Origin of the sequence: Thalassobacillus devorans (assembly GCF_011761345.1) — a bacterium.
GTDB classification, from domain to species: domain Bacteria; phylum Bacillota; class Bacilli; order Bacillales; family Halobacillaceae; genus Thalassobacillus; species Thalassobacillus devorans.
This window is the reverse complement of record NZ_JAASRY010000005.1, coordinates 51,186-72,711: the sequence shown is the minus strand read 5'-3', so window position 1 is coordinate 72,711 and position 21,526 is coordinate 51,186. Positions and strand designations below refer to the sequence as shown.

General features: G+C 35.2%; 14 protein-coding genes. 4 read left to right on the top strand and 10 right to left on the bottom strand.

The window, feature by feature from the left end:
* Positions 1-433: 433 nt before the first annotated feature.
* From FHS45_RS15595 to FHS45_RS15570, 6 genes are all read right to left on the bottom strand, one after another.
* A complete protein-coding gene (locus FHS45_RS15595; RefSeq protein WP_082411916.1) occupies positions 434-1,243 on the bottom strand; it encodes a 5'-methylthioadenosine/adenosylhomocysteine nucleosidase in 810 nt (269 codons plus the stop codon).
* A gap of 281 nt (positions 1,244-1,524) precedes the next feature.
* On the bottom strand, positions 1,525-2,664 hold the full coding sequence (locus FHS45_RS15590; protein ID WP_062440373.1) for a mannitol-1-phosphate 5-dehydrogenase: 1,140 nt from the start codon (positions 2,662-2,664) through the stop codon (positions 1,525-1,527).
* Positions 2,665-2,669: 5 nt separating this feature from the next.
* A complete protein-coding gene (locus tag FHS45_RS15585) occupies positions 2,670-4,754 on the bottom strand; it encodes a BglG family transcription antiterminator (protein WP_062440377.1) in 2,085 nt (694 codons plus the stop codon).
* A gap of 107 nt (positions 4,755-4,861) precedes the next feature.
* On the bottom strand, positions 4,862-6,787 hold the full coding sequence (locus FHS45_RS15580) for a PTS mannitol transporter subunit IICBA (protein ID WP_062440379.1): 1,926 nt from the start codon (positions 6,785-6,787) through the stop codon (positions 4,862-4,864).
* 539 nt (positions 6,788-7,326) lie between these two features.
* Positions 7,327-7,779 (bottom strand): anthrone oxygenase family protein, encoded by a 453-nt coding sequence (locus FHS45_RS15575; protein ID WP_062440382.1) that lies wholly within the window; start codon positions 7,777-7,779, stop codon positions 7,327-7,329.
* 432 nt (positions 7,780-8,211) lie between these two features.
* On the bottom strand, positions 8,212-9,933 hold the full coding sequence (locus FHS45_RS15570) for a hypothetical protein (protein WP_166761429.1): 1,722 nt from the start codon (positions 9,931-9,933) through the stop codon (positions 8,212-8,214).
* A gap of 285 nt (positions 9,934-10,218) precedes the next feature.
* Here FHS45_RS15570 and FHS45_RS15565 point away from each other — a divergent pair, with 285 nt between their 5' ends.
* On the top strand, positions 10,219-11,118 hold the full coding sequence (locus tag FHS45_RS15565) for an ATP-binding protein (RefSeq protein WP_062440387.1): 900 nt from the start codon (positions 10,219-10,221) through the stop codon (positions 11,116-11,118).
* Positions 11,106-11,414, top strand: coding sequence for an STAS-like domain-containing protein (locus tag FHS45_RS15560; RefSeq protein WP_062440390.1), 309 nt, complete (start codon positions 11,106-11,108; stop codon positions 11,412-11,414). Before FHS45_RS15565 ends, FHS45_RS15560 begins: the two co-directional genes overlap by 13 nt.
* A gap of 274 nt (positions 11,415-11,688) precedes the next feature.
* Here the strand turns inward: FHS45_RS15560 and FHS45_RS15555 are convergent, their stop codons facing one another.
* Both FHS45_RS15555 and FHS45_RS15550 read right to left on the bottom strand, forming a co-directional pair.
* Positions 11,689-12,945, bottom strand: coding sequence for a hypothetical protein (locus tag FHS45_RS15555; RefSeq protein WP_062440393.1), 1,257 nt, complete (start codon positions 12,943-12,945; stop codon positions 11,689-11,691).
* Positions 12,946-12,977: 32 nt separating this feature from the next.
* Positions 12,978-13,985 (bottom strand): hypothetical protein, encoded by a 1,008-nt coding sequence (locus tag FHS45_RS15550; protein WP_062440396.1) that lies wholly within the window; start codon positions 13,983-13,985, stop codon positions 12,978-12,980.
* A gap of 759 nt (positions 13,986-14,744) precedes the next feature.
* On the opposite strand from FHS45_RS15550, the gene FHS45_RS15545 reads away from it, so the two are divergent.
* Together FHS45_RS15545 and FHS45_RS15540 are read left to right on the top strand one after the other, a co-directional pair.
* A complete protein-coding gene (locus tag FHS45_RS15545; RefSeq protein ID WP_062440397.1) occupies positions 14,745-15,551 on the top strand; it encodes a hypothetical protein in 807 nt (268 codons plus the stop codon).
* A 95-nt stretch (positions 15,552-15,646) separates the two neighbouring features.
* Positions 15,647-15,904 (top strand): hypothetical protein, encoded by a 258-nt coding sequence (locus FHS45_RS15540; protein ID WP_062440400.1) that lies wholly within the window; start codon positions 15,647-15,649, stop codon positions 15,902-15,904.
* Between the two features lie 170 nt (positions 15,905-16,074).
* On the opposite strand, the gene drmB is transcribed toward FHS45_RS15540, so the two are convergent.
* Entirely contained in the window at positions 16,075-17,976 is a 1,902-nt protein-coding gene (drmB, locus tag FHS45_RS15535) for a DUF1998 domain-containing protein (protein WP_062440404.1), read from the bottom strand.
* A 5-nt stretch (positions 17,977-17,981) separates the two neighbouring features.
* Entirely contained in the window at positions 17,982-21,524 is a 3,543-nt protein-coding gene (locus FHS45_RS15530) for a helicase-related protein (RefSeq protein WP_062440407.1), read from the bottom strand.
* Positions 21,525-21,526: the final 2 nt, after the last annotated feature.

The following is a 21,526-nucleotide window of genomic DNA, read 5'->3' as shown; positions in this document are numbered from 1 at the left end:
TACTGTTTATCATTCTTCTATGTGCCATGTTTTTCAACTCCTTTTCTTATAGTTATCGTATGAAATAAATTAATTTGCTGCATGGGCAAAAAAGCAAGAGATGGTGTTTAAGGCGTACACCTAGTACTATAATCTTTCTGAAATACGGTAAATATGGAATTGGGTAGAATCACGAAGATTTAAGGAAGTTTGACTATAGGTTACCTATGTATGGAACCGATTGAGATTGCGAGATGTAACGTAAGGGCTGTCCCATTATTCAAGGTCAATTTAACATGGCTTCACTCTAATATCTCTAAATTAATATTCCAAAGAAAACTGCCCTATACTGGAAGACTCAGTTTCAAAAAAGATGACGAGCAATCGCTCGCCATCTTCCAATAACAGTGAACAATATATCCACTGCCGGTAATCAGTATACTCTTTCCTATTCCTACATACTTTTTAACATTTCCTCAATCACATGACTGGAATTCTTCGCTGCTTCTTCTACAAAGTTTTCTTGAATACCAGCAGCTTCTTCCCCTGCATCATCAGAAGCTGAGCGGATGACTACGTACGGGATTTCATTTAAGTAGGCTACTTGGCCAACAGCCGCTCCTTCCATCTCAACTACATACGCATCAAACGTTTCATAAATCCAGTTCGTTTTTTCTTTGCTTGCAATGAATTGGTCTCCTGTTGCAATCGGTCCCTTGAATACATCAACGTAATCAGGAAGACCTTTCGTACCTTGCTTAGCCAGCTTAATCAGTTCTTGGTCCGCTTCAAAATACCTTGTGTCCATGTATGGGATTTGTCCTGGTTTATAATCTTTAGCCGTTTCGTCCATGTCATGATGCACGGTCTTTGTAGAAATAACGATGTCTCCAAGACCCAGATCAGGATGAATACCGCCTGCAACTCCGGAGTTAATCAATACATCCGCATCAAAATCGCTGATGAGCATTTGAGCTGCGGAAGCTGCATTCACTTTCCCTATTCCAGACTTAACAAGTACAATAGGCTGGCCTTCTAGATTTCCTTCATAAAAGGTTAATTCCCCTTTTTCAGTTGTCTCTTCCACTTCCATATGAGAATGAAGAATGTCGATTTCCACTTCCATTGGACCTATGATCCCTACTACATTTTCTTCCCCTTTATCAGCTGCTCCTGTAGCCTCTGACTGATCCCCACAACCCGTAAGCATGAAAACTAAGATCACAATCCCAATTAAACTACTTATACTTTGTTTTAAACTCATGTCATTACTCCTCCCACCTAAAAATACGAACGTTAATAAATATATAACTTATAATGTACGTGTTTTATTTTACACAACTCACTCCCCCTTGCCAACCTTTCTTTTAAAATTTGTGTAACACGAATTTTAATAAACAAAAGCGTAAGCCCGGATTACGGTTCCTGACCTGGGCATGCTATCAAGCTAAAGCATTACTATAAACAAAAAAGAGACTATTTCCTTATAAAAGGGAATAGTCTTAATTACTCAATAGATGAACGTGTTTTTTAATAAGATGGTAATTATTTTTTTAGTTCTTCGTACTGCCGGACGACTTCTTTTGTGATCTCACTATTTTCATCCAGATTACTTACTGTGTTCAGAACATATCCAGGTCCGTGCTCTTTAATCATTTGCTGGATTTTCATTGCTTCTTCGTCCTCTGGATGATCGAACAATAACGCTGCTGCGATTGCTTTAGCCAGATTCGTATAAGATAATCCTGCTTTTTGGGCCTGCGTTGCTGGGCGAATCAATCTGTCTTCAGGACCCAGTTTTCTCATTGGCGCACGACCTACTCTTGTAACACCATCATTAAGAAATGGATTTTTGAAGCGTTCAATATTCTTGTTGATATAGTTTAGATGTTCTTTTTCATCCAGACCATATTCTTTAATTAAATAGGAGCCAGTTTCCTTAAGTGTCTTCCTGACTTGATTGGCAACTTCCTCATCCGAAAGCGTCTGATCGATCGTTTCTTTACCTTCAATATAACCAAGATAAGCAATGACCGCGTGCCCCGTGTTAACCGTAAATAATTTTCTTTCGATAAAAGGATCAAGGTCCTCTACAATTTTCATTCCTTCTACCGTCGGGATATCTTCTTTTGTTTCCACGACCCATTCATAATAAGGTTCTACAAGTACATCCAGGGAATCCTGGTCCTGAATGGGGACGATGCGGTCAACAGCTGAATTAAAGAAGTATACTCTTCCTTCAATTTTTCCCTTCGTTTCTTCATCAAAATTACCGAATATATGACTTTTTAAAATCTCTGTCGCTCCAATTTGGTTTTCACACGCAATGATATAGAGCTTTTCATCAGTATCAGCCACGCGCTCAGCAATCCCACGGGCAATCAATGGTGCAATCCTTGGCAATATGTCAGGGCCAATCGCTGTGGTCAGGTAGGTTGCTTTTTTTATCGCTTCCATAACTTCTCTTTCCTGACTCATGTTATTTAACCCAGAGACATTTTCAATCGTAACGGTCTCTCTCTGTTCGGTCGCTAATTTAACCTGATAGCTTTTCTCTTGATTTAATTTATTTATGATCTGGTCTGCGATATCCACAAATGTTACGTGATAACCTGACTTAGAAAATAGCGCTCCAATAAATCCTCTGCCAATGTTTCCTGCTCCAAAATGTACGGTTTGCTTCACTATCATCATTCCTTTATCAAATTATTTTTCAGATAGTCTAAAAATAAATCTTCCAATTTTTTTCGGATTATTGCCTCATTGGATGAGGAGAATATCATCATTGCGACGTCACTTTCGATCAAGCTTGTACTGATGATGCTAAGGATCTCCTGCTCCCGCTTGCTCATGTTCTCAGGCGCCAGCATTAAGAGGAGATTCTTCATTTGCATTTCCTGGCCATCCATCCCCATTATCTTACATGAATGATCTAAATGAGATACACGAAAGATGAGCTCCCGGACATTGTCATCACGGCAATGGAAAAGACCCATGTTTGTATTCGGTATCCCAAGACCGCCTTTCTTCTCTCGTTCCTCCAACTGTTGCATGACATTAGGGGAATTTGTGAGAAGTCCCTCCTGTTCTGCCTGTTCAATCATCTCTTTAAGGACCTTCCAATGATCTCTGACAGTTTGCGTTTGATAAACTTTCAGATTCTGAAGGATGGAATCCATACTGGTATGAACGTCTTTTATTTCCTGCAAGAGATCCTTTACATCCTGCTGACTGGTTACAGGCAGGGTATCCTGCTTTTCCTTCGAGTTCAAATACTGATTTTTTCTTGTCAGCTTTTCCAGATTATTTTGCAGGTAATTCTGGATAAACCCGATATCTTTCTCACTTAACAACGGACTGACGAGAATGTATTCAACATCCGTAAAAGGAAGTCGGACAGTGGAAATTACGAGATCATATTTATCCAGGTTTGCTGATTCGAAATCTTTTATCGATAGAATATCAACGTTCGTTATCTCTGACAGTTCTTTTTGAATACGGCTTGCCAGCATCTTAGAAGCACCGATTCCTGTCGGGCATACGACGACGGCGTTGATTCTTACTTTCTCTTCATGCATCAGCAGGGCTGAACCAAAATGAAGGACGATAAAGGCAATTTCATCGTCTGGAAAGTCGATATCTTTAAATTCTTTTTCCATGCTTTTCTTAACCGCCATGAATAAGAACGGATACTTTCTTTTTATTTCTTCTGTCAAAGGGTTAAATAACTCCAGTTGTTGTTTTAATCGAAAAATCGAAGGCTCCATGTGTGCCAGCAATCCTTGAAACAAAGAGAAGTCATTGGACAAATCAACATTCAGCATGGAAGAAACACCGTGGATGATATTTTTAATTAACTTTCCAAGCTGTACGCTGTCATAATAGGCAACCTCCGCATCATGAAATTTTGAGCCTTTTAAGATAATTGTTAAGAAATGAACATCGCTATTTGTAATCGGAATTGAAAGTTTTTCTTTCAGTTCTTCGCATATGTTTTTCATTAATTGAAATTCACTAGTAGCTTCATTTTCTGATTTATATTCCTTCAGCATAAAACCATTTTGGGTTCGCTGGAGCGTAAGGCAAATATGCAGGATAAGCCCGATGTAATCGCTGTCTGATAATCTTGTTTGCCCTTTATTGATTGTTTGATTAACCAGCCTGTCTATCACTATTAAGTTTTGAGGTGAAAAATATCCGAGTATTTTCCCCTTCAGCTCTTCCCCTTGTTCCAGCAAGTACAAGTTTTCGATTAACTCTTCATAGAAATAGACTAAGAAGTAGCTGGTAAGTGCATGCCGTTTATTAGCTTCCTCTGCGATCAGTTCGACTCCTACTCCCCTTTTTCTTGTAAGGATGATCGAGAATTTATTTAACCATTCCGCCAGATCATCCAAATAGGCAGATAATGTCGTCCCGCTTACCCCAAGCTCGTTGGCGAGCACCTGTTGTTTAATAGAAGGACCTTCGTGCAACAATGTAATAAGTAATCTCAGCTTTCTTTCTTCCGGTGTTTCATCAGTCGGATTAACACCGGTCAGTTCCTGTATGAGCCTGAAAATATTTTCATTTTTACCATCGATAAAAAGACCATCGTTCGCATTACGGTTCAACTCCAAATTAAATTGCTGTAAGATCTTTTCGATTGATTTCAGGTCTCTTTGAATAGTTCTCACGCTAACTTTTAAGAATGAAGCTAGAGAGTGGACGGTATGCTTACCCGATGTTCGAACGATCAAATCAATAATGGACTTTTCCCTCGACGTAATAAACATTCTTCTCACTCATTTCAATTATTAAAATGTCCCTCTTTCAAGAGAAAAAAAGCATGAAAAGCAGAACAGAAAGGCAGGAATAAACCCGCCTTTCTTATTTAAGTTGCTTATTTGCTATTGATGATATCCTTTATTTCTTTTGCAGTTTTGGCCTGAACCATCTGGTTAACATTTTCCTGTTCGGAACAAATTACTGCAATGCCTGAAAGAATTTCTAAGTGTGTGCCATCTTTTCCGGCGATTCCGAAGATCATTTTCGCTTGTTCTCCGTTAAAATTCACCCCATTCGGCACCTGGATAACCGTAAACCCGGATTTGAGTACGGCCTTTTTCGCTTCTTCTGTACCATGAGGGATTGCCACGTTATTGCCCATATAAGTAGATGTAATCTCTTCACGTTCAACCATCGCATCCACATAGCTGTCTTTGACGTAACCAGCTTTGACTAACGCCTCTCCCGCAAAACGGATAGCCTCTTCTTTTGTAGAGAATTCCTTGCCGATAAAGATGTTTTCTTCCAGCAGTAAATCATCATCTTCTTGCATGTCAGGTTCTACATCTATAGCGTCGGTTTCAGACTCTTCCACAAGTTCCGCTTGCTCTTCTGTAATCTTATTTTGCAAGCTTGCAATCAACTTATCGTACTCAGGGCTTGATAAGAAATTATCCACTGAAATATGATAAGCATTTGGCATCTTGCTCTTCGCACGAGGTGTTAATTCTTCCTGAGTGATTACGATGTCCGTATCAGCCGGGATACTGCTGATTGCTGTATTTGTAACCGCTACATCGAGATCAGCTTCTTTTACTTTCTTCTTAAGCAGGGAAGCTCCCATGGCACTTGATCCCATACCAGCATCACAGGCAAAAATAACCTTGTTGACTTCATGAGGGAACTCACCGCTATTAACCGCTGCTTCACCAGTTACATTCCCGGCAACAGAGCTTTTCTTACCTTTCATTTGTTCCATCTTCTTCGTCGCTTCGTTAATATCTTCATCCGTTTGCTTGCCCGTTTTGAGCACGACAGCAGAAATGATGAAGGAAACGGCCGCAGCTACGATAACTGCTGCGTAGTTTGCCACATAAACCATACCTTCTGGAGGGGTAACAGCTGAAATCGCTAAGATACTGCCCGGGGATGCTGGCGCTGCAAGCCCTCCGCCTAAAAGCACAAGCGTGAAGACGCCGCTCATTCCGCCAAGAACTACAGATAGAATCAGCATAGGTCTCATTAACACGTACGGGAAGTATATCTCGTGAATTCCACCAAGAAAGTGAATGAGCGCAGCTCCTGGAGCTGACTGCTTGGCAGTTCCTCTTCCAAACAGCATGAAAGCCAACAACACACCAAGACCAGGCCCTGGATTTGCCTCTAAAAGGAAAAGGAGCGACTTCCCAGTCTCTTGTGCTTGATCCAGTCCGATTGGTGATAGGACACCATGGTTGATCGCGTTATTTAGGAATAGAATTTTAGCAGGCTCGATCAGAATACTGGTTAGAGGTAGTAATCCAGCTCCAACTAACCAGTCTACTCCTATAACAAGCACCTTTGTAAAACCTTCAACAGCCGGCCCTATACCTAAGTATGCAAGAATAGCGAGAATCCCACCGATGATACCTGCAGAGAAGTTGTTAACAAGCATCTCAAAGCCAGATCTTATTTTTCCATCGATCGCCTGGTCGAATTTCTTTATGACGAATGCCCCGAGCGGCCCCATTACCATGGCACCCATAAACATCGGCGTATCGGGTGCTCCAACGATAACACCCATCGTTGCAATCGCACCTACTACGCCACCCCTCTGATCATGAACCAATTTTCCTCCTGTATAACCGATTAACAGTGGCAGTAGATAGGTAACCATTGGGCCAACTAGTTGGGCAAGGTTTTCATTTGGAATGAAACCAGTAGGAATAAATAACGCAGTGATTAATCCCCATGCAATAAAAGCACCAATATTCGGTAAAACCATGGAACTGAGGAAGTTACCGAACTTCTGTACTGCAACTTTAATATTTGATTGAGCCATTAAACTCTTCCTTTCAATATAAATAATAATAATAACTTCTTAATTTCATCATAGAGGAGTTATGTAGGCGCATTCAATGACAATGAAAACTAATTTTGTCGCACTTGTTATGACAAAACTATTGTTTCTCTTATTTAGCGTGCTATTCTGGTTGTGGGTTTGTTCTGGAGGGAAAACAGGACCGGTCTCGTGTTTACCAATCAGATTCTTCTACGTGTCTTTGTAAGTTTCCAAGACCCATTATCCATTCACTCCTGCTCAAGGATATGTAATGAGACATGTTCGGTGTAACCTTCACAATTATCACTAAAACTCAAAACTAATTTAATATAATAGTGTTAGCGTTTAACTCTAAACTCTTTTTATCTCAATCTGGGTTAACAGCCCCTGCCCTTCCCAATTCTTGTATAAATAAAGGGCGATTACGTTATTGAATAATCGCCCTACTTTACCTGAAGAGTTTATTTAAATTTAACTGACGCACCCGTTTGTGTAATAAAGTAATGTATAAAAAGTCTAATCCTTAGTATATAGATGAATTAAATTGTAACTGAGAAACAAAGTAACACGAAGCCAATAAGAAGCAACCAAGAACGAATAGATTGAAAAAACATCCACCGTTTTCTTATCTTCTTCCAATCAGCGGGTGGATTGTCTGCATCCCACTGTTTGATTGCCTTGTTAATAGGAACGTTATATCTAATAGTTATTATTGTTGCTAAAATGAACATTCCAGCAGAGGAAAAACGACTTGTCAGCTCGATACTCCCAAGTTCATTAGTAAATAATGCGAAAGACAAAGTTAGAATAACACTTAGAGGCATAAATATTGGCATAATAAGTCCATAGGTTTTCAGTGAACCTTGTTCAAAACGTATGTGTTGCCTTTGAGGTAATTGACGGATTATAGGGTGTACTAAAGCGTAGGAAGTAAACTCAGCACAAGCAGTGAATCCCGCTATTATTAGTGTAATAAAACCTAAGAAATCCAAATTGTAACATCTCCTAAAATGCAATTAATTATATTATACATTTGTTTAATATTGATTTTGAACTAAACTACCCTATACTTGAAGACTCAAAATCATCCCTTTGCCACATGCATCTCCTATATAAGGATAAAAGAAAAGCCTCTCAAAAGTTGATAAACTCTTGAGAGGCTTTTAATTTTAGTAGACGATTTTAAAAACCAGTCAAATTGTGTTCAAACCCTATAATGAAAGGGGTTTGGGGGCTATCACATCATGCCGCCCATAGTTTCACCTAGATAAATAAAGAAAAATAAAGCCTGTGAGATTGATATAAAGCTATGTTAAATGGTGTGTACTCAATTTAAATAAGAATAGGGAATAAGTGTATATATCTAAAAGTATGTCATAACGTATGTCATTTAATAGGAAGTTTCCAAAAATGAAAGTGATTTTCTATTTTCCGATTTTTGTTTGCGCTCCAAAACCTTCAATCTCTTCTGTTACAATTTTATTTGTCAAAAAATTTGGTAACAAAGGTATAAATTGCTTTTCTAATTGTTTAGCAGCCACTACGTACCTTTTTTGTTTTTTCCTTAAATTCTTTGCTTCAATTACTCGAATATTTTCATCCTTATGCTTGGGTGTGAAGATTAAACCATCTAATTCACAAACTGATTTTTTGTCATTGTTGATAAACCTAAGGGAACCCAAGTAAACAATTATTAGTCCTTTATAAGTTATTGATTCTAAACTTGCCCTAACAGCCTTTAATTCATGTATAGCATCTTTATCATTTGGATGGTGTAATTCATAATAATCAATATAATCGTCAACCTTCTTTATTGTTTTTTTACATCCATTCTCAACGATAAAAGGTGATGTATTCTTAGGGTACTCAAATTCACAAAAGTAATCATCTGCAAGTAAATTCCTAAAGAAATATGTAATTATTTTTTTTATCGCCACTTCTTCAAGTCTACCATTACTCACATCGTCATAAGAATACTTACGGTACAACATATAATCTTCCAATGCTACACGTATTATTTTCAAACACACTATAATCTTCTTATTATGATCTAAACCTTTATTCATCGAATATACTGTTCTATACTTTGAAAAACTAGGGGAGAAATTAAATGCTATATAACATTCTCTTCCTAATTTCCGCCCTATATCTATCTCTTTCTGGAATACATCTCTCGGGAAATGGTCTCTATGCTTTACAAAAAAAGTAATGCTCAAATTCTTTTCTTTATCCCATGGTATTTCACCATCCGAAATTTTGAAATCCTTATAAAAAGGAGATGTATTTTCATCGTTAATTAACATATTGACTTTAGAAATTGCTCTAGTATTTTGGTTATTTTCTAAAAATTTCTGCACTTTAGTATATATATCTATACTTCTATATGTACCCATTAACAAAGTGTTGTTTTCTAGATAAAGGGTGTCTTCTAATAAATCATTTACTCTATCAAAAGCCCCCATTAATCCAGAGCTATATTTACTTAATTCATCAACGAAAAGATTTTCGTTGAATAACACATTCTGTAGACTAATGGAAATAGGAATGTGAGAATAATGACTATCTAAAACTACGTATGATACTTTTCTGATCTTATAATATAGATCCAACCATTTATCGCTTTTATTGGATAATATTTTATCGAAAACCCTCTCACATATTAGTCTATAATCATTTAACTTCTCAGATCTAGATAAAATAAACAATGTATTAATCCATTGGATCTTATAGGAATTAGCACTATTTAACATTTCATCTAATAAAGTCTTCCCGTTACTTTTCAATCCTTTTTTTAAAGAATTTCTTAAATCATGTTTGTTTGTAAACAGGTAATGAAACCACACTTTATTACTTGAAAACGTCTCTCTAAAATGACCAATGTTTCCAAACAAAACTATTAATTCTAAGATTTCACCCCCTGTTATCTTATTTTCATAAGATAATACTGGGTTTTCTAAAAATGAGAAATTGAACTTTGACCCTAGCCCCCACTCACTGTTATTTTTCATAAAATTGATCAACATAAATTGCAACAACACGTACTCGTACCTTGTGTAGTGTGCTCCATTATGAATATATTTTATTGCTCCTAGTTGATTAATGTCTTTTAATCTAGGTTCAATTTGTAGTTTACTATTACTATACAATCTATTAACAAACGGGTATATCACGGGTGTTACCACCCCTATACCGTTAATATTGTATTCAATATTAATACTATGCACTGCTATCTTAAACTCCACCTTTCTTCACGTTTCTATCTATAATAATTATACTACCCTTACTCCATTTATTACCAACATTACAGATGAGAGAAAGTATCCTTGTAAGCCTACAATTGTTCTATCAAATAAACAATATGATCCTCAAAAGTTCAAAAAAATGGTATAATATATAATTATTAGTAGGTTAGAGGGGGCTAAAGGTAAGGTATGAAAATAGATTTACCTAGAAGATTAAATAGAGACTCAATGTACACTTTACTTCAAAAAGTTATTACTAGAGACCGTAATCCGGTTTCGGATGAACTTGTGCTAAATTTCAGTACTTTATCTAAATTTATTGAACCTTGCGGTGTGACTATTTTAAGCAACCTCATACACTGGCTAGAAAACAGAGGTGTTACAGTAGACATTCTTCCAGGAGAAGTCAGTCGTTGGGAAGATAGCCCTAATAAATTTCTCGATGATTCGATGTTTTTTGAACAACATTTAGGGGAAAAGTTAAATGAATACTCACAGGTACGAGTTACCACACTCCCTTTACAGCATGTTAATGCTAAAGATCCAACGGGATGGCTTTCTTATAAATTCACTCCTTGGCTATCCAGACAATTGGGTGTACCTCCTAATCGTTTAGCCACTATACAGGTATGTATGGAAGAAATTCTGAATAATATTAAAGATCATGCTGATAATACTACGGGTTGCGTTTTTGCTCAATTTATCCCTGGCAATCATGAGGTGTTGATCTCTATATCTGATTTCGGTGTCGGAATCCCGTATAATGTACAAGAAAAACATCCCGAACTTACGGAAAAAGAAGCAATTCGAAAAGCTGTAGAAAGAGGATTTTCAACTCAAACTCAGCCTTACAATAGGGGATTTGGTTTAGACAACCTAATTTCTAATGTTGTTTTAAACGGAAAAGGAAGCGTTTACATACACTCACTTAATGGTATTTTATCTTGTCAAAATGGAAATAATAGTATTCAATATAAAACTAATGATGCTTTTGGTCATTATCCAGGGACACTCATTGAATTAGCTTTCAAAACAAATGCGGAAGATATCTTTGATATCGAAGAGGAGGGATTTTCATGGGACGATTAGTAAAACTTCACATTAAGGATTATGTTGATCAAGTTTATTCGAATGATGACGGGGTTGTTATTTATCAAATACTAAAAAATGAATTAGAGAATTCCAACAAAGTTTCTGTTTCTTTCCAAGATATTAAAGCTTTAAATTCTTCTTTTATCAATAGTGCTTTTGTTGAGCTATTAAATGATTATGACTTTCAGTTCATTAAGGAAAACCTTAGCTTTGTTGATTCGACAAAGGCTATCAATAATACTATTAAGAGTCGTTTTTCTTTTGAAATAGATGAGAGAAAACAATATGTTTAACATAGATTGACTGTATCCAAAAAACCTTCAAATTTTAAATTTTATTTGAAGGTTTTTTTGGATTAGACTTTTCCTAAAATAAAATCGTTAAAACCTTAACGCCTATATAATGATCTAAAACTCAATATACTTGATTTTTTGTCTAGTCTAAAAATAACAATACCGTAAGCAAGGAGAAAAACTGAATCTCCTCCTCTGGGGATTACCCTAAAATTCAAAAAACGTATTGCCGGTACCAACAACTCCAAAAATCAACTTATTTTTTCGAATTAATTCAAAACCCTAAATCACTCCACCTTTCATCAATTGTTATTCTATTCCGTATAATTTTTTCTCCATAACTATCTATGCATAATCTTTTTGCTGACTTAGATGATTCTTTTAATAGAGCCAACCACTGAGGATAATTAATAGCTAGAGGATTTCTCCTATATATTATTAGTTTTATTGCGTTTCCAGTTGAAACTATAGAATGAGAAAATAATAGCATTTTATTTAGTAATACTGCATTTTCTACCTTCTCCATTTCCTTTTCAAAAAGTGGTTCATCAATCTTTAATGTCAATTTTTCTGGTCTAATTTTACTTAAGTAGTAGTACCCACGAATAGTTAATTCAATAATTCCTGGTACTAATGACATCGTTGCAAAATGCCTCAAATCATACCCTTTTAAATACATAAACCTAGCAATCTCTGCTATATTTCTATTTTTATCTCCTAATTCTCCGAATTGTAGAAGTTGAGTAAATCCCCATCCTGGAGCAGGCAACCCCATTTTAGAGGAAATATCTGATAGTAGGTGACCCAACCATATAAGTGGAGATAACATTTTTTCTGCAAGAGGTACATCAAACGTTTTTATGGTGTTAATTTTACCTTTAGAATCAATGAGTGATGTTTGACCATTAACAGTGTCAACTATAGCAAATATCATACCTACCAGAGGATCATGTGCCGGATTCATCATTCTATGAGTTCTTGGTGTCAGTCCTTCAACATCTACACCTTTTTGAACATTATTTATACTGCAATCATAGGGAACTTTCATTCTTTTTTCTAAAAAAGCCATCACCTTAGAAAATTTCAAATCTTCGTTGCTGCCTATGCTTTTTAATTTTTCAGTTATCGCACTTCCTGCTTGCTTGTATTCACTTATGTAATTTATATCCCGGGGTATACGAACAATTAAAATTTCTACTATCACACTAACGAGTGATGTTATTATTACTACTTTCCGATCTAATTTATTTAAAGAATATTTATTACTTTGAATTTCTTTAGTTAATTTGGAATCAAGCGATTGATTAGTTAATTCTAAAAATATCTTATTCTCTTCTATTACATTGATTTCTTGTTTTTCTACAGTTTTAATATTTGCGCCTATTAGTTCATTAAGCTCTCTAAATAAATCATCTAACTCTTTTTCATGCTCATTCATCTCAGTTGATGTCGAGCTTACATTGTCGGAGAGTGAATTGACAGAAGTTCTAATTGATTCTAGATCGTTATCAAAATCAATTCTTTTTTTCATTAATGTACATCTCCCTCTCAAATAGAGCCATACTAGAATTCCAACATTTTCTCATTGTACTTATATGATTCTTTCATATATTTTATTGATTTTCGTAAAGTTACTATATCATTAGAGTTTTTTTCGTTTTTCGATTTCATCTCATGTAATTCGATTTCCAATAATTTTATTGCTTCCTTTTGCTCCGCAATTAATTCTTGAGCAAAACGAACATCTTTTTGACTTAATAGTACAATCTCTTTCATTACTACTTGTATTTTTGCGCTTTCTATCAATGCTAGATCAGATGATTTACTCAGCATTTTTCCAGCAGCTAATCCTGTAGGACCCCCAATCACCGCTCCTCCACCAACGATTACTGCGATACCTCCAGCCATACCCGTGCCTCCCGCTGCTATTGCTCCTCCACCAAGAGTCGCTAGACCAGCGTTTACTGCTGCCGCTCCCGCCAAGCCCGATGGAGCAGCCAGTGCTGCTATGTAAGGTGTAGCAAATCCAGCGGTTAATGCTATTGCTACTGCACCCGCACTTCCTCCAATGACCAAATTCTTATATAATCCAGATATCGAATTTACAGATTTTTTGAATGATGCTTGATAAGATTTTGGCAACTTTTTGTCCAATTTTAAAGCGCGAGCCATTTCTATTAATTCATTTTCTACTTCTTTCGAATTACTTTTAAACTTAATTTTCTTATATTTCTTCATGTCGCTAGGATTCACTGGGAAATATGCTGTAAATAAGGTTGCTTCGAATAATATTAAAAACAATGGGGTCCTAAAATTACCGCAATTATATTCTAGATACTTTGTCTTTTCCAACAAATCTTTTTTATTACGAATAATTAACTTACCATTACTCTGTTCTTCTATCATAGAATCGATCGCATCTGCCCAATCTTGTAACCATTCCCTCTTTAATGCTTTTTTTGCGTAATTATTCCCATTTTCAATTTCTCTTTCAGTTATCCTGTATTGCCAACTGTAAAGTATTTGTGCCTGCTCATCATTTAAACCTAGCTTATTCAGTGTTTGTGTCATCTTGTTACCTCCAAAATTATTTATTCATGTTGCGATGAATTAGAAGATATGAAATACACCGAATCCCTCTGGATTTTACTGGATTTTTTCTGTGACACGATGCTTCTGCACTTCTACTTACCCATGTGAAAATCGAGCAGTTTTTGGACACGTTTTTTGATCAGTTGCTCGTTTTCTTGAAGAAACGGCTTCAATTGGACCCAGTTGCCTAGGGGAAGCAAGCTGAACGTTGTAAACTAAACATTTATTCAATTTTCAATGGGGTACGGGAGTTGAGTTATTATCTATTAAGATCTATGTAGTTACTATCTTCAAATAACCCTCCTGAGTAATCCACCTTTATTAAGTTGAAGCCATTATTAATTGTAGTAGGAGTTTTAGAGAGGTCATCCCCTCTGTATAAATAGAGAAGTATGTTTTCGATTTCTGGAGTACTTTTATTAAAGTGAACCTTCAATAATTTTAAAAACGAATACATATTTGGGCGGATAATACTTTCCTTCATATAAAAGCCTATATTTTGTAGTTTCTCTTTTCAAAGGAACTCCTTCAATATTAATTTTTCTTATAGCTTTAAGCACATAATTGACGTATAGTTTGGGGTTGACACTTCATTACCACCTTTCACTAAGACTGCATTTTAAATAGTTGAGGATACTTTCATTTCATCCAATTCATGTTTGCCATTGCAAATAAAGTTTTGCTGTGGTATATTTTTAATTAGCAAGAGTTGTTTCTTAGTTAAAAGGAGGCTCTTTTATGAAAAATCTAGAGTATCATCTTGACCGAATAGCTACAGCCTTGGAGTCTATTTCTCAGAACTTAAATTTATCCTTACAAGCCGACAGCAGTTCGGGTCATGAAAATAACTTTCTCTCTACAATAGATACAAATTTTATTACACATTCACCTGTGTTGCCTGAGGAAGAACTTTTTATCAACACAACAAAAATTTATTTGGATGAAACCAAACGTAAATTTGATGAAGGCCTTCAAAGGAAAAGCGCAGTGAAGGTTTCACAAAACCTAATACCGATGCAAATAAATTTCCTTGAAAAACATCTACCAAATATGACAGCCTACGAACATTCCAACGCTGTATTTGTATTAAACCAAGATCAAATGCCTAAAGCACTTATAAGGGTTTATACAGACTTAGGGTTTCACAGAGCAGACCACTGGAAAAAAGATATCTCAAACATCACCAATATTGCTACAGAGTTAAGTATTTCTCATGAGAATATTTTTTTAATTGTAATTTCTAACCTTAATGGACTGGATAATAATAGTGTTTGTGCTTTATTAGACACTAAGATTAGCAATAAGGAGATACTTGACCCAGTAAATATTGATAAGTTGAAAGAATATAACAATTTATATATTCAAACCTTTAGAGATATTTTACCTAATCCCAAAAAGCAAATTTACTTTTTAACCGGCAGACTACATCCTAATGTTGTGGCAGAGGATCTTTTTTCAAATAACAATCTAATTTTTAATCTAAAAAAATATATGTGGATATCAACCCCATTAAGAGATATTTTTAATACGGTAAAAAGGTTGTAAGAAGTATTTGCTCGTATCAAGGTTTAATGATACTTTTAGTAGTTATTTTTTCAGTTGTTATAATTTAAGTACATTAAATGAAAGGGAGTAATAGAATGGGCATTGAGAATGAACGTTATTTTATCCGTATCAATGGTGAAGAAACAGGGTGGGTGTATATTCATACTGTGGGCGATTTTGAAAATAGCAAACATATTCATTTATGGAATGAGCAAATTCCTGAAGATATAATTGAACGAGCTTTAAAAGAAGATTATAAAGAAATTAGTAAAAAGCAATATTATAACATTGTTCATGCAATAAATACCGAAAAAGATGCTACCCCATTTATTGATGAGGCCCTTAATAAATAGCAGAAAAGTATTACAATATTAACCGAGTGTTTTAAAACATTTTATTTTATGATGAGATATTACAACAACCAAGTATTTGGAGTATAGCCAAAAGCGGTTTTCTTAAAGATAACCGCTTTTGACGGCACTCATCAAAATAAAAAGTACAATAGGATATACTTAACTTATGGTTATATAACTTTTCCAAAAAATCCAATCTCAGGATTATTTGGTGTTCCTACTAATAATGAGCGATCTAAAAACATATTAAATTCCTCACAAGAGGTTTCAGGTAAATAGCCACAATTATGACAGGCTGCTACATTTAAAGAGTGGATTCCCTGACCAGATTGTATACCGATATCAGTACATACAGGATCAGATGAACACCATCTTGCCTTTTCTATTCCTTTCTGAAGAATCTGAATTAAGTTTTGTGTTTGCCCTAATCTTACCAGCCCCCCTAGTGTCCCTTCTGAATCCCCAGAAGCAGTATAAATTAAGAAACCATTCATTTCGCTATCAGTCTGTTTAGATACATAAATTCTCTCTCGAAGTGCTGAAGAACTGTAACCACATTCAAAAATCATTTCAGAAATTAAAACATGAGCTAATGTGTGAAGCAAAACAAACCTCGGGCTTAGCTCCCTTTCTTCGATTATACCGTTTAAAAGAACTTGTTTATATCTAGACTCCATTGCAGTAAAGTGTTTTTTTACACATTGTTTTTCTTCCCAAGAATCAAGCAACTTCTTATCGAATTCAAAAAATATACCTTCACCATACACTGTGTACCCTGGCAGCCAATTATTAGAGGGCGCATCCGGCTTTTTAAATAAAAGACTTTTGCCATTTTTTATAGAGGTTCTGTTAAGAGAATGGTTACTATTTAGTCTTTGAAAACCGTACAATATCCGTGTATCGCGTAATTTAGGAACAAGGTGTATTTTTTGTAAACCATATTGATAGAATGGAGATTTATCGTAATTAATATTAAATTCAGACAGAACTCTTAAATCTTCATCTTTCTTTTCATCAATAAGAGAACAATACTCCTGATAACGCATTACTCGCAGAATATTTTCATACTGATCTTCTTCCATTTCTTTAGTTTCTTCATGTATTAACTCAAGAGCTTTGATAATTACATTCTCTTCAGCAAACTCTAGATCAATAGGAAACTTTTCTTTTAGTATTTTGGCTACTGTTTCATTACTTATATTAGCTTGAAGAATTTCAATCTCATTTAAAATTAAGTCATTCTTAAAAAAAGAAATTGTTTTTTCTAATTCGTTTGAATAATCTCCGGGTAAATACAGCGCACTTATAACACTTGGATAATAAACATTATTAGAATTTTTCAGCAGTACAAATGGCTTTTCTTTACAATTTTCGTGGGATGTTTCAATTGTCCCGTACCAATGTTTACGACCTGTACAATAATACTTTTCTCCATCTTCAATTTTTGAAAATAATGGCGAATCGTTATTCTCAAATTTAGTAGTAATTCCCTTTAAAGAGCGGCTTGCCAGGCAAGAAGGGGAGGTACATTCTATCCTCATACTAGTCAAGGTTGCTCCTCCTGTTGAAATAAGTTTAATTGGCGCAGTGCAAGAAGGCGCTAAACTTGAATGTACCCATTCCTTCCAAGGAAAATCGTCAATATGTCCTTTTCTACAAACTACAACGAAAGGAACTTGAACTAAATGACCATTTGAACAATACTTGCAATTCTTTTTATTACTTATTTCTGCAGGATTTAATTTTTCCATTTTCCTACATCGATTACAGTAAAACCAAGTCGGAAATAATAACATAGGTATTTTCATTTCAGTATTTCTTTTCTCGGTATTTCCCAATGAGGTTCTATAATCAGGAGGCAGTCTGAATTCTTTAACACCCAGTACCTTTGAAAGGCGAGGTTCTTTAATACTAAATTCAGACTTATCAACGTTCTTGCCAGTAAACCATTGATCAAGAGCCCCAGTCATTAAGTTAACACCTTCATTATTAGTAGAAATAGCCCCTACTCCAAATGGAGTAATTAATTCAGCTCTCCTTAACGGTATATTAGTAGTTTTATGGTTAATCATATATTTTATTCCAACTCCTCAACCAAATACGAATTTGAAACTTCCCCGTGGCAAGGTGCATCAACACTTCTCATTGACATTGGGACCGGACGAGCAGTTTCTTTGTACATAGATGGGATATAACTACCCGATTGATACATTAAGAAGTATCCACCATCTTCTTTCTGTTCCCAATGTTTTGCTCCCAATTTAGTGATACGTCTTACGCAATCATCAAAACTTTTTTCAACTAGGTCAACTTGTTGAGTGTCAACTTTTCTAACTCTATTAAGTAATTTCGTTTTAAACTCATTAAGTGGTTCGACATATTTACCAATATTTTCAGGGGAATAAGCTATATCCTCCCCGTGTAATTGTCTTAAATAACCAATGATTAAACCATATAATCCTCTACTAATACAGGGGTCTGAGAAAGGCGTAACACTTGTGGGTTCAACCTTTGTATATAATTTTTCATGATATTCTCTAAAATGCTCAAAATGTGACTTATCTCTTGATATACCTGATTTATATAAAGTTACAACCAAGCCCGGCCTCTCTTTCCATTTCCTTCCTATCCTTCCGGTTACCTGAATGTATTGCGCAGTATTCTTAGGTTGCCCAACAACTGTCATCAATGAGAGTCTATCTATATCTACCCCCACTTCTATAATATTAGATGCCAAACATACATCAATGTTATCAGTACCATACCTTACTTTTAATTGATCTATAACCTGCGTAACTTCCCCACTATCTAGACGTGAGGTTAATTCCAAGAAACTATTTAACCATCTAGTAAGCTTTTTATCTTTAATATTATGTTTCTTTCTAATTTGATTTAAGTAACTTGGTACGTCAGTTTGTAATAAAGTCAATGCTCCTCCTAATTCACGAATGCTGTTAAAAAAGCTTAACAAGGTCCAAAAGGGATCTTTTTCCTCATCTCTAAATTCCATCACTTTTTGAAGTAGAATAGAGTATATCTTAACTTGCAACATTTGCATTCCTATTGTTGGAGAATATACCCCTAAATATTTTCTTCCTCTAGAAGGTGATTGATTATCTTCAAGGGCAATTCTAGCAAAGAAAGAATCATCATGTGATAAGCCTGGACTAGGAAATATTTTGGAATTATTTTTATCGCGACCATATAAAGATAAAATTTGGTCCTCGTAATGACTAATAGTAGCTGTTGAACAAATAATTTTTGGCTTGACAGGACATTTTTCACGATAATCCGTAGATAATTCTTCAATCAACACCTCATACATACCTGTTAAAGAACCAAGAGGGCCTGAAATTAAATGCAGCTCATCCTGAATAATTAAATTTGGCGGAGATAACTCTCTTTCACCATTCATATTCAACCCAAATATAGAACGAGCCTCCGGCTTCCAAGAAAGCATAGCAAATTTATCGATGGTTCCTATTATAAAAGTTGGTTTTTTATCATATATAGTTTCATCAACAATATATATAGGTAGCTCTTTGTGAAAAGAACAATTTTTATCAGGACATTTGATTTTCAGTTCTTTGTCCTTTGTGCTATATTCATATCCAAAGATTTTAGAGCTTACGTTAGTATTTTTATTTTTTCTTCTTCTTACTGCTAGGCCACCAGAATTCATATAAGAAGTCTCTTTTTTTATAGTATATTTTCCTAAACTTGCTCCACACCAAGGGCATGACTTAACAATAAAAGCTTTCTTATCATTTCCTTCTTTCCATTGTTTGAGCTGTTCTTTAGCACCATAAGCCCCTTCATTTTGGTTTGGGGTAGTTTTTGAACCTAACCATATCCCAATCGAAAAAGGTGTCTCTCCTAAATCATTCCTATATTTTCTCCTTATCATTTCCATTGAGCAAATCAATCTTGATGACCTTTGAAATTGGTCCGTAGTTAATAGGCGAAGAGTATATCTCATTATCAGGTCTGTTCCAGTGTCATTTTTATTTCTTAGCCTTCTTAAAAACATTGAAAAAGCCGCCACACCTAAGTAAGCTTCTGTTTTTCCACCACCGGTAGGGAACCATATTAAATCAACAGTTTCCCGATCCAAGCTTTTTCCATCAGCTACTGAAGGTATAGAAAGTAAAAAGAAAGCTATTTGAAAAGCTCTCCAATTTCCTTCAAACTCTTCAAAATCCTCTAATTTTGGAATTTCAAATGTTACTAACTCGGGATTGAAAATAAGATTATCATTTTCTACTTTACCTTTTCTGATTGAATTACCTACTTTTTGTTGTATTGCCATAGCATGATTAGCCATTTTAAAAGCAGTGTATACATGGTCGTCTTTCTTAATATATTCAATTCCCATCCGCATACGCTCTGCTGATTCCCTACATTTATCAATATGTTTTTGAGGAGTAGCGCCATAATTTTCTTTTAGTGAATGAACTTCTTGTTGCCTTAACTCAATCCAATTTTCATAAGAACTAACAAGTTTACCTAATATTGATTCAATAGAATCTGACAATGGACTTGCTAATTCTAACATTGAAATTGAAAATTCGTTTCCTTCCTCATCCACAATATCCGGGGTCATACTCATTGACTCATATTCTGGCAAAAAGGTTGAGAAAATTTTATCTATTTGTTTGCTATTTTCGACTTTACTCCAATTAGCAGAACATCCGTGACCAAGCGCAAATGTTTTAGCTTCTCTATATAATAAGTCATTTGATTGTTTATCTTCGTCTAAATACATACTCTCTGTACTAGGATTTATCGTTGGGTAGGGTAAGAAAAGCGCCCCACTTTTCGGGGCAACCGTTATACTAATTTGACTTTGAAACAAGCAATATTGGTCAAGTGGTTGATTTTTTAATACTTCAGTTTCATTAGTCAGACTTACAGTCATTAAAAATCGATTGTCCCCCATATTTCTATTAATAATGAGCAGACGCAAATCTAGTCCCTTAACAGTTAATGAAAAGAATATTCTTTTATTATTATAAATCTGCTCCTTTGATAATTTAATTAAATCAGACTCTACAGGGTCCCTACTCCACCAATCACGTAACCTTCTGCCATTCGCCAATTTAGGAGTAAATTTTTTATATACTCCACCGTTTAATTTTATACATATATTGCTATCTTCACCTAATTCAACAAAATAGCTCAGCCCTAGGCTAGCTGGGGAAAAATCATTTTTCTGCGGCATGAGCTCCACACTATCTTCTTGGTTTTCTGTGCTCTCCCCACCAGATCGATTTATTAGAGATTCTATGTTTTTTAAACCTTCATCAGTTATAGAAGCTGGAGTGTCCTCTTCCTTTTGAAAGATATTTTTTTCTTGATCTAACAATGGTTCTTTTTCTGAGCCATATGGAAAAAGTATGCCTGAAGAATATTGGATTAATGGTGTGTTGACCTGTAAAATTTCTTCTAAATTTTCAGAATTATAATATTTCTCATATGTATCTTCTATATTCTTAAAAGTAGGATCACTTATATCCAGAGGTAACATGTTTGTTGGGTTTACTTTAATTGGTCCTATTAATTCTTGTGCTATACTTGATATTAATTCTTCCCTATTCTCTATATTTTCTTTAAGCCCCATTC

What these genes read in the sequence shown, in the direction of transcription:
- FHS45_RS15580 (WP_062440379.1), bottom strand. Translation starts at nt 6,787, where the DNA reads ATGGCTCAATCAAATATTAAAGTTGCAGTACAGAAGTTCGGTAACTTC.
- FHS45_RS15560 (WP_062440390.1), top strand. Translation starts at nt 11,106, where the DNA reads ATGGGACGATTAGTAAAACTTCACATTAAGGATTATGTTGATCAAGTT.
- FHS45_RS15595 (WP_082411916.1), bottom strand. Translation starts at nt 1,243, where the DNA reads ATGAGTTTAAAACAAAGTATAAGTAGTTTAATTGGGATTGTGATCTTA.
- FHS45_RS15545 (WP_062440397.1), top strand. Translation starts at nt 14,745, where the DNA reads ATGAAAAATCTAGAGTATCATCTTGACCGAATAGCTACAGCCTTGGAG.
- drmB (WP_062440404.1), bottom strand. Translation starts at nt 17,976, where the DNA reads ATGATTAACCATAAAACTACTAATATACCGTTAAGGAGAGCTGAATTA.
- FHS45_RS15555 (WP_062440393.1), bottom strand. Translation starts at nt 12,945, where the DNA reads ATGAAAAAAAGAATTGATTTTGATAACGATCTAGAATCAATTAGAACT.
- FHS45_RS15550 (WP_062440396.1), bottom strand. Translation starts at nt 13,985, where the DNA reads ATGACACAAACACTGAATAAGCTAGGTTTAAATGATGAGCAGGCACAA.
- FHS45_RS15540 (WP_062440400.1), top strand. Translation starts at nt 15,647, where the DNA reads ATGGGCATTGAGAATGAACGTTATTTTATCCGTATCAATGGTGAAGAA.
- FHS45_RS15530 (WP_062440407.1), bottom strand. Translation starts at nt 21,524, where the DNA reads ATGGGGCTTAAAGAAAATATAGAGAATAGGGAAGAATTAATATCAAGT.
- FHS45_RS15565 (WP_062440387.1), top strand. Translation starts at nt 10,219, where the DNA reads ATGAAAATAGATTTACCTAGAAGATTAAATAGAGACTCAATGTACACT.
- FHS45_RS15585 (WP_062440377.1), bottom strand. Translation starts at nt 4,754, where the DNA reads ATGTTTATTACGTCGAGGGAAAAGTCCATTATTGATTTGATCGTTCGA.